The organism is Bacillus thermotolerans (assembly GCF_000812025.2).
GTDB lineage: Bacteria > Bacillota > Bacilli > Bacillales > Domibacillaceae > Quasibacillus > Quasibacillus thermotolerans.
In genome coordinates, this window is the sequence record NZ_JWJE02000009.1 from 100,416 (window position 1) to 110,375 (window position 9,960).

Genomic DNA, 9,960 nt, shown 5'->3' on the forward strand with positions numbered 1-9,960 from the left:
AGGTCAATTGCCGGAAATGCCAGAAGTTGAAACGGTTCGGCGGACACTTAAAAGCTTAGTTGCCGGCAAAACGGTCGAAAGCGTCGAGATCCGCTGGCCAAACATTATAAAGAAGCCTGAACAGGCAGAACAATTTGCTGATGCTTTAGCTGGTGAAACCATTCATGATATTGAGCGCCGAGGAAAGTTTTTGATTTTCATACTGGATCATTACTCTCTAGTGTCTCATTTGCGTATGGAAGGAAAATATCATTTACATCAGCCGGGTGAAGAAGAGGAACCGCATACACATATTCTTTTTACATTTACAGATGGTACCCAGCTCCGTTATAGGGACGTACGCAAATTCGGCACTATGCATTTGTTTTTGAAGGGAGAAGAGCACAGCTCCCTCCCTCTCGCACAGCTGGGTCCCGAACCGTTTTCCGGGGAATTTACAATCAACTATATAAAAGAAAAGCTGCAGAGAACAGAACGATCGATTAAAGCAGTATTGCTGGATCAGACAGTTTTCGTCGGTTTAGGAAACATTTATGTTGATGAAGCGTTGTTTCGTGCAGGCATTCATCCAGAAAGAAAAGCGCGATCGCTGACAGAAGAAGAAATAGAGCAGCTTCACAAGGAAGTTGTCGCTACATTGCAAGAGGCGATTGATAAAGGCGGCAGCACGGTCCGTTCCTACGTCAACAGCCAGGGGCAAGCAGGTACTTTTCAGGAGACGCACTTTGTTTATGGGCGCAAAGGAGAGCCGTGCAAAAAGTGCGGAGAACGTATTGAAAAGATAAAGGTAGCCGGCAGAGGAACACATCTTTGTCCGAACTGTCAAAAACCTTTCTCCTAACCGTGCTGAACCTTCCATCTGCTCTTTCCATATACTATCGTAACGGTTAGATAGGGAGGAGCAGTTCGATGAATGGGTACTTTTCGCTGTTTATGCTGGCGGCGGCAGTTAGTTTGGATAGCTTCAGCACAGGTCTTGCCTATGGATTGAAAAAGCTAAAGCTTCCTATTAAATCTGCCATTATCCTATCGCTTTGTTCGGCTGGCTCTCTTCTGGCGGCTATGGGGGCAGGGCATTGGCTCAGCAGCTGGCTCAATGAAGATATAGCCAACCGTCTTGGAGGCGGAATTTTAATGCTCCTCGGTGCCTGGGTGCTTTGGCAGTTTTTCAGAGGAGAGCAGAAGAAGCATACGTCCAATGAGAAGCAGCTCGTTCGTTTAGAGCTGCGACGTCTTGGTCTAGTGATTCAAATTTTTAAAAGGCCGGCGACAGCTGATTTGGATCAGTCAGGCACGATTACTGGATTAGAGGCACTGTTATTAGGGCTAGCTTTGTCGCTTGACGCTTTCGGGGCAGGGATTGGGGCGGCAATGCTGAACTACCCGCCTTTTTTTCTGGCGGCTTCAGTAGCTGTAATGAATCTGTTATTTGTACTAGGCGGTCTGGCGTGCGGAAGGAAGTTTGCCGGCATGCAGTGGGTTCAGCGGATCGCTTTTTTTCCAGGAGTCCTGCTTATTATTTTAGGTACGTTAAAAATGTAATCACCATATACAGGGGGAAAATCATGGCAGTTATTATCGGGCTGACTGGCAGTATTGCGAGCGGCAAGAGTACAGTCAGTCGGCTATTACAAGAATTAGGATATACAATAGTGGATGCAGACGTGGCTGCCCGTAAAGTTGTTGAACCAGGCCAGCCTGCTCTTCAGCAAATTGCAGAAGCATTTGGGGAAGGCATTCTTCTTCCCGACGGTTCGCTAGACCGGGCAAAGCTGGGTGAGCGCATTTTTAATAATGAAGAAGAACGAAAAAAGCTGAACAATATTATCCATCCGGCTGTCCGCCAATTTATGAAAGATGAAAAAGAAGCTGCGATCGAAGCTGGAAAGCAGACAATCATTATGGACATTCCGCTTTTATATGAGAGCAAGTTAACGTGGATGGTCGGAAAGGTGATTGTCGTATATGTAGATAAAGATACACAGCTGCAAAGACTGATGGCGAGAAACCAATTAGACGAGGATGCAGCTAAAGCCCGAATTGCCTCCCAGCTGCCGCTTGCAGAGAAAGCGGCGCAGGCAGATGCTGTGATTGATAATAATGGGACTATTGAAGAAACGAAAGAACAGCTTCTTCGCATTCTTCGTGATTGGCAGCTGACCCCTTAACCCGTTCCGTACTTGGACGGGTTTTTTCTTATAGAAAAGTAAAGTCTATTTGACATGCAACTTGTCTGTAAAGTATACTTTACCATTAAAACAGAGGAGAGAAAATGAAAAACATCATTCGCACCAAACGAATTGAGTGGAAAATGACGCAGGAGGAGCTGTCAAAAAAGCTGAATGTCTCAAGGCAAACCATCATTTCCCTTGAGAAGGGCAAGTATCATCCGTCTCTCGTACTGGCTCATAAGCTGGCTCAAGTGTTTAATTGTCAGATTGAAGATTTATTTATTTTCGAAGGGGAGGAGAACATTGATGGATCATGTGATTAGCGTGTCAGGACTGCTGTTTGGCGTTATTACGATAGGGATCGTGTATCTTATCAACCGCCGGATTGGGAAGAAGAGGAGGCGGTTTGATGAACGTCAACAGTATGTAACGGCTCGGGCAAAGGGGATGGCTTGGAACATTACCTCTGCTATTCTCCTAGCAGCATGGGTGATCGTTATTCTTTATGATGGGATTTCCTTTGCTTTTTTTCTAATGACCGGCATTTGGATTGCTCATAATCTTTCTCTTATTTTCACTTCTGTCTATTTCAGTCAAAGGAGTTAAAGGGAGCAGGGGAAAATAAAATACCTAAAATTTTCAGAATAATTAAATTAGATATTTTAGGCTTTTTGAGGTTCCTTTTATGAGCAATTATGCTATACTAATTGCAAATGAAAAAACAATTAAGTATAACACTTATAGATTTAGGAGGAGCCGGTAGATGAAGGCAAAAGTAGCAATCAACGGGTTTGGCCGTATTGGAAGAATGGTATTTCGTAAGGCGATTTTAGAAGATAATTTTGACATTGTAGCGGTGAATGCAAGCTATCCTGCTGAAACACTTGCTCATTTAGTTAAGTATGACACAAATCATGGCAAATTTGAAGGTCATATTGAAACAGAAGAAAACGCTTTAATTGTGAATGGAAAACGCGTACAGCTTGTAAATAACCGCGATCCGCGTGAGCTTCCTTGGAAAGAGCTTGGCATTGATATCGTCATCGAGGCGACTGGGAAGTTTAACGACCGTGAAAAAGCAGCTCTTCACTTGGAAGCTGGAGCGAAGAAAGTCGTTCTAACGGCTCCAGGTAAAAATGAAGACATCACAGTTGTTATGGGAGTAAACCAGGATGAACTTAACCTTGAAGAACATGAGGTTATTTCTAATGCTTCTTGTACAACAAACTGTTTAGCACCAGTAGCGAAAGTGCTTGATGAGCAGTTTGGCATTGTAAATGGGCTCATGACAACTGTTCACGCTTATACGAACGATCAAAAGAACATTGACAATCCTCATAAAGACTTGCGCCGTGCCCGCGCATGTGCTCAGTCTATCATTCCTACATCTACAGGAGCTGCGAAAGCATTGTCGCTTGTTCTTCCGCAATTAAAAGGAAAGCTTCACGGCATGGCTTTGCGTGTTCCAACTTCTAACGTATCGTTAGTAGACCTTGTAGTAGAGTTGAAGCGCGAAGTAACAGTTGATGAAGTGAACGAGGCATTCATTAATGCGTCGCAAGGTGAACTAGATGGCATTCTCGATTATACAACTGAGCCGCTAGTTTCTGTGGACTTTAATACTAATCCTCATTCTTCTATCATTGATGGTTTATCCACAATGGTGATGGAAGGCACAAAGGTAAAGGTGCTTGCTTGGTATGACAATGAATGGGGCTATTCTTGCCGTGTTGCTGATCTGGTTACTTATATTGCAGAAAATATGAAAAAAAAAATTGAAGTAAACGCGTAATAGATTTATACGAACCGGCTTAGTTATTGCTAAGCCGGTTTTTTTATGGGAGCAGAATAAAAATTCCACAAATATCCGAGAAATAATTTATGAGATATTGCAAAAAGAAGCCGTTCACAGTATACTAATTTTCGTGAAATAAATAGCTGCTTAAAGGGTTAGGACCTCTTCGGACTAACTTTCCCCCGTGGCAGTTACTATTTTACAGTTACTTGAAAAAATGTAAAAAGGGGGAAACGGCCAATGGATACAATGGGTCGTCATGTCATTGCAGAGCTTTGGGGCTGTAATTTAGAGAAATTGAATGATATGGAAACAATTGAACAAATTTTTGTGGATGCTGCATTGAAATCTGGTGCAGAGATTCGGGAAGTGGCTTTCCATAAATTTGCCCCTCAAGGTGTAAGTGGAGTAGTCATTATCTCAGAATCGCATTTAACGATTCATAGCTTCCCGGAGCACGGTTATGCCAGCATTGACGTATATACTTGTGGAGATCTTGATCCAAATATAGCAGCAAACTACATTGCAGAGGCGCTGGAGGCAGAGACGCGTGAGAAGATCGAAATGCCTCGGGGAATGGGCCCTGTAAAAGCAAAACAAAAAGTGATGATGTAAAGTTGGAAGGTGTGTGCGCGACGGCATACGCCTTTTTCATTTATGTGTACCAAAACCATTGTCTTGTGCATTTGCTTGCTTTTTAATATCATGAAAGTAGCGAATTTAAAATCGGAGTTGATAATCATGAAATGTCCGGCCTGTCAGCATAATGGCACGCGGGTAATCGATTCAAGGCCTGTGGACGAAGCACGGTCGATACGTCGCCGTCGTGAGTGTGAAGAATGCGGTTACCGGTTTACGACATTCGAAAAAGTAGAGGATTTGCCGCTTGTCGTTGTAAAGAAGGAAGGGACAAGAGAAGAGTTCAACCGTGATAAGCTTTTGCGCGGGTTGATCAAGGCGTGCGAAAAGCGTCCTGTCTCCGTTGAACAGCTTGAACAATTGACGATGGATGTAGAAAAGGATATACGGAGTCAAGGAGTATCGGAAATCCCTTCCTCAAAGGTAGGAGAGATGGTGATGGACCGCCTGGCTGACATTGACGAGGTGGCATACGTTCGCTTTGCATCTGTGTATCGCCAGTTTAAGGACATCAATGTGTTTTTAGATGAATTAAAAGAGCTAATCAAGAAAGAGGAATAATGAGCTGGAGACTAATTGTGTGCTCTGGCTTTTTTCATCAATGAAAGGTTAGATAAATACCATGACAAGACATTGGAAAGAAATTCAGCCTGTAGATAAGTACACTGTGTCTCTTAGAGGTATGCTTCATGAGTCGGACCGCCGCATATTGACCTTCTTATACCAGCCGCTCCTTGGAGCCACTTGCTTTAGTTTGTATATGACATTATGGGCGGAGGTAGAGGAGAACCGGCTGAATTCTCAGGTGGCTAATCATTATTACTTAATGAACTTTCTAGGTAAGAATCTTCAGGAGATTTATGACGCTCGCTTAAAGCTGGAGGCACTCGGCTTATTGAAAACCTTTGTAAAGGAAATAGGAGATGTCCGGGAATTTGTGTACGAGCTGCAGCCGCCTCTTGCACCCGATCAGTTTTTCAATGATGGGATGCTGAATATATTTCTTTACCGTAAAATTGGACGAACTCATTTTCTGCGATTGAAAGATTTCTTTGCGGACCATGATATTTTTACGAGCGAGCATCGAGAAGTAACGAAAGACTTTCAGGAAGTCTTTTCCTCCGGTCCGCCGCCGTTTGACAGAGAGGCGGTAGAGGATAGCCGGCCGGGAGAGGGAAAGCAATACATAAGCAAGGTGGACAATCAGGGAGTACCGCTTTCCTCTTCAGAGTTTGACTTTAGTGTTCTTGAGTCAGCCCTTCAAGGAGTAATGGTACCAAAAACCTCCCTTACGCCATCAGTAAGGGAGACAATTGTGAAGCTTGCCCATCTCTATGGCATCAGCCCGCTGGAAATGAAGAACCTGCTTCTGACAGCTGTCGATGAGAAGGATGAAATTAATATAGAGGTTCTTAGGAAGTCGGCCCGTGACTGGTACCAGCTGGAGAAGAGCGAAGAGCTGCCGGATCTAATTCACTTAGTGCAGCCGGCTGCGCTGCGAACGGTCCAGAGTGAACCAGCCTCCCAGGAAGAGAAGCTCGTTCACTATTTAGAAACGACTTCTCCGTTACAGCTTTTAATCGATATTTCAGGCAGCCAGCCGTCGAAGGCAGATCTGCAAGTGGTAGAGGGTGTACTGTTCCAGAATAAGCTGCCGGCAGGCGTCGTCAATGTACTTCTGCAATATGTTATGCTGAAAACAGACATGAAGCTTACGAAGAGTTATGTAGAGAAGATCGCTTCCCATTGGTCCCGTAAGAAAATAAAAACAGTACAGGAAGCAATGGAGCTCGCGAAAAAGGAGCATCGTCAGTATTCAGAGTGGGCGAATAACAAGCGTAGTCCAAAGCAAAAAGTGACAAGGACCGAGAAGCTGCCTGATTGGTTCCACGAGGAAGACAAGACCCAGCCTTCCTCGCCAGCTGAAGATCCGTCTTTAGATACAAAACGAAAAGAATTAGCCGAAAAGATTAAAAATCGGCGCTTGAAAAGGCAGGTGAAAAATGGCAATGAAACGAATGGATGAAGCACTCAGCAAGCTGGCCCGTTCACCAGACTTCAAAGAGCGCTATGAAAGCATGCGGCGTGAGATTTTAGAAGACCCGGCCGTGAAGGCTTTTCTAGATGAGCAGGAAGACAGAATCCCGCCGGATGTACTGGATAAAAACCTGATGAAGCTATATGAATTTAAGACGCAGAGCTTTGGATGCGAGAAATGCCCAAGTCTTGAAGGCTGCATAAATATGATGAAGGGGTACGAACCAAAGCTTGTTTGGCGCCGGGGCGGCATTGATATTGACTACCATCGCTGTCCGCGCAAGGTTCGGGATGATGAGCAAAGAAAAAATGAAAAGCTGATCAAAAGCCTGTATGTGCCAAAGGACATTTTGCATGCTGATTTTTCAAGCCTTGATCTAGGGGACAATGGGCGCTTGAAGGCGATTGAGCTTGCAGAAGAATTTATAGAAAACTACACGAAAGACAAGAGCAGCAAAGGACTTTATATATACGGACCCTTTGGTGTAGGAAAATCCTATCTCTTAGGGGCGATTGCGAACGATCTTGCTGATATGAACGTGTCGTCTTTAATTGTTTATTTCCCCGAATTCATCCGCGAACTAAAGCAGTCGTTTAACGATCAGTCAATGGACAAGAAGCTGGAAGTGGTGAAGACGGCACCTATTCTTATGATCGATGATATTGGTGCAGAAACAATGTCGAGCTGGATGCGTGATGATATTTTAGGAACGATTCTTCAGTTCCGTATGCTGGAAGGACTGCCGACCTTATTTACATCTAACTTTAACTATGACGGCCTTGAGCATCATTTAACGTATTCACAGCGTGGCGAGAAGGAAGAGATGAAAGCGAAGCGCATCATGGAGCGAATTCAATATTTAACGAATCCTGTTGAAATGAAGGGTGCAAATAGAAGGAAATAGATCTGCTGCCTATTGATTTTTTTAAAAACAACCCATATAATACGAACAGACATATCAATAAAGTGAAAAGTATAGAGAAGGACATGAATATTTATTTACGGTTTCCAGAGAGGGAAAGCGAGGCTGCAACTTTCCTAACACGGGATAAATATTTACCACCTTTGAACTTCGGCCGTGAACGCATCCGTGCTAGTAATGGACCGCCGGCAGCAGCCGTTATCTGATCTGGAGATTTCAACAGTAATGTATATGTTGAAAAGTAGGGTGGAAACACGATGATAAACCTCGTCCCTTCATTTGGGGGCGGGGTTTTTTTATTTTTTAAAAAAGCAAGGAGTGTTCATGATGTCTGAAATGATGAATATTACGTTTCCTGATGGAGCTGTAAAGGAGTTTCCTCGGGGAACAACAACCGAAGAGATTGCCCAGTCTATTAGCCCGGGATTAAGGAAAAAAGCGTTGGCTGGCAAGGTGGACGGTCAGCTGCTGGATCTGCGCACACCGATCGAAGAGGGCGGCCGTCTGGAAATTGTGACGCCTGATCATGAGGATGCTCTTGAGATTTTGCGTCACAGCACGGCTCACTTAATGGCACAAGCTATCAAACGCTTATACGGCCATGACAAAGTTAAGCTTGGTGTAGGTCCTGTCATTGAAGGCGGCTTCTATTACGATATGGATCTTGATGAATCTATCACACCGGAGGACTTGCCAAAGATCGAAAAAGAAATGAAGAGAATTGTGGATGAGAACCTGGAGGTCGTTCGCAGGGAGGTAAGCCGAAACGAAGCCAAAGAATTGTACGAGGAACTCGGCGATGAGTATAAGCTTGAATTAATTGATGCTATTCCTGAGGACGAGAAGGTTACTATTTACGAGCAGGGAGACTTTTTCGATCTGTGCCGTGGTGTACACGTGCCATCCACAGGAAAAATTAAAGAGTTCAAGCTGCTGAATATCGCCGGTGCCTACTGGCGCGGTGATAGTGATAATAAGATGCTGCAGCGTATCTACGGTACAGCCTTCTTCAAGAAAGAGGATCTAAAGCAGCATTTGAAGATGCTCGAGGAGGCGAAAGAGCGCGACCACCGCAAGATTGGCAAAGAGCTCGATCTGTTCATGAGTTCGCAAAAAGTAGGTCAGGGCTTGCCAATGTGGCTGCCGAAGGGTGCGATAATCCGCCGTATTATTGAGCGTTATATTGTAGACAAGGAAGAAAGCCTTGGCTATAACCACGTGTATACACCGATCATGGCAAACGTAGAGCTTTATAAAACAAGCGGACATTGGGACCACTATCAAGAGGATATGTTCCCGGTCATGGATATGGATAATGAGGAGCTTGTACTCCGCCCAATGAACTGTCCGCACCATATGATGATTTACAAGAATGGTATCCATTCCTATCGTGAACTGCCAATCCGCATTGCGGAGCTCGGCACAATGCACCGCTATGAAATGTCCGGTGCGCTCTCCGGCTTGCAGCGGGTGCGTGGTATGACATTGAACGATGCACACATTTTCGTTCGTCCGGATCAAATTAAAGAAGAATTCAAGCGAGTTGTTCACTTGATCTTGGAAGTGTACAAAGACTTTGACTTAAATGATTATTCCTTCCGTCTTTCTTATCGTGACCCAGAAGATACAGAGAAGTATTTTGATGATGATGAAATGTGGGAGAAAGCACAAGGCATGTTGAAAGAAGCGATGGATGACCTGGGCCTCGATTACTTCGAAGCAGAAGGAGAAGCCGCATTCTATGGACCTAAGCTCGATGTGCAGGTGAAAACGGCTCTTGGCAAAGAGGAGACATTGTCGACTGTTCAGCTTGACTTCCTCCTGCCAGAAAGATTTGATTTGAACTACATCGGTGAAGATGGAAAGCAGCATCGTCCAGTCGTTATTCACCGTGGAGTCGTATCCACAATGGAACGCTTTGTCGCATTCTTGATCGAAGAATATAAAGGAGCCTTCCCGACATGGCTGGCGCCGGTGCAGGTGCAAATTATTCCTGTATCTGTGAACGTTCATTTAGATTATGCGAAAGAAGTACAGGATCAATTGCGCCGTGCAGGCATCCGTACCGAGCTTGACGGGCGTGATGAAAAGCTCGGCTATAAGATCAGAGAAGCACAAATGCAAAAGATTCCATATATGCTTGTGATCGGAGATAAAGAAATTGAAGACAAGGCAGTGAATGTTCGCAAATACGGCGAGCAGAAGTCAGAGACAGTCGCCTTTGATGACTTCCTTGACACGATTAGAAAAGAAGCAAGAAAAGCATAATAATTTAAGAAAGCTCCCCGCAGCTGCGGGGAGCTTTCATTCTGTTGATAAAGTCTTCTGTCAATGGACAAACAGTGAAAAAATATGTAGAATCTCCTCAGAATACGTGAAAGAGGAGGTTTTTTTA

General features: G+C 44.4%; 11 protein-coding genes and 1 other annotated feature. All 11 genes read left to right on the top strand.

Annotated elements, in window-relative coordinates; translation table 11 throughout:
* The first annotated feature begins 7 nt into the window (after positions 1–7).
* The 11 genes from mutM (at position 8) to thrS (ending at position 9,833) form a co-directional block, all read left to right on the top strand.
* Positions 8–841, top strand: a complete 834-nt coding sequence (gene mutM, locus QY97_RS06005; protein ID WP_039234273.1) for a DNA-formamidopyrimidine glycosylase — start codon at positions 8–10, stop codon at positions 839–841.
* Between the two features lie 68 nt (positions 842–909).
* On the top strand, positions 910–1,542 hold the full coding sequence (gene ytaF, locus QY97_RS06010) for a sporulation membrane protein YtaF (protein ID WP_039234276.1): 633 nt from the start codon (positions 910–912) through the stop codon (positions 1,540–1,542).
* Between the two features lie 23 nt (positions 1,543–1,565).
* Entirely contained in the window at positions 1,566–2,168 is a 603-nt protein-coding gene (gene coaE, locus QY97_RS06015) for a dephospho-CoA kinase (RefSeq protein ID WP_039234279.1), read from the top strand.
* 104 nt (positions 2,169–2,272) lie between these two features.
* On the top strand, positions 2,273–2,494 hold the full coding sequence (locus QY97_RS06020; protein WP_039234281.1) for a helix-turn-helix transcriptional regulator: 222 nt from the start codon (positions 2,273–2,275) through the stop codon (positions 2,492–2,494).
* Entirely contained in the window at positions 2,478–2,777 is a 300-nt protein-coding gene (locus QY97_RS06025; RefSeq protein WP_039234283.1) for a hypothetical protein, read from the top strand. Before QY97_RS06020 ends, QY97_RS06025 begins: the two co-directional genes overlap by 17 nt.
* 157 nt (positions 2,778–2,934) lie before the next feature.
* Positions 2,935–3,963, top strand: coding sequence for a glyceraldehyde-3-phosphate dehydrogenase (locus QY97_RS06030; protein ID WP_039234286.1), 1,029 nt, complete (start codon positions 2,935–2,937; stop codon positions 3,961–3,963).
* A gap of 243 nt (positions 3,964–4,206) precedes the next feature.
* On the top strand, positions 4,207–4,581 hold the full coding sequence (gene speD, locus QY97_RS06035) for an adenosylmethionine decarboxylase (RefSeq protein WP_039234288.1): 375 nt from the start codon (positions 4,207–4,209) through the stop codon (positions 4,579–4,581).
* 126 nt (positions 4,582–4,707) lie between these two features.
* Entirely contained in the window at positions 4,708–5,166 is a 459-nt protein-coding gene (gene nrdR, locus QY97_RS06040) for a transcriptional regulator NrdR (protein WP_039234291.1), read from the top strand.
* Positions 5,167–5,227: 61 nt separating this feature from the next.
* The gene (locus tag QY97_RS06045) at positions 5,228–6,631 is read left to right on the top strand and encodes a replication initiation and membrane attachment family protein (RefSeq protein ID WP_039234294.1); all 1,404 of its coding nucleotides are present in this window, start codon (positions 5,228–5,230) and stop codon (positions 6,629–6,631) included.
* Complete coding sequence (dnaI, locus tag QY97_RS06050; protein WP_039234309.1) at positions 6,615–7,547, top strand: primosomal protein DnaI; 933 nt, start codon at positions 6,615–6,617, stop codon at positions 7,545–7,547. Before QY97_RS06045 ends, dnaI begins: the two co-directional genes overlap by 17 nt.
* Before the next feature lie 63 nt (positions 7,548–7,610).
* Positions 7,611–7,843: a binding site (T-box leader), on the top strand.
* 49 nt (positions 7,844–7,892) lie between these two features.
* Positions 7,893–9,833, top strand: a complete 1,941-nt coding sequence (gene thrS, locus QY97_RS06055) for a threonine--tRNA ligase (RefSeq protein ID WP_039234312.1) — start codon at positions 7,893–7,895, stop codon at positions 9,831–9,833.
* Positions 9,834–9,960 lie beyond the last annotated feature (127 nt).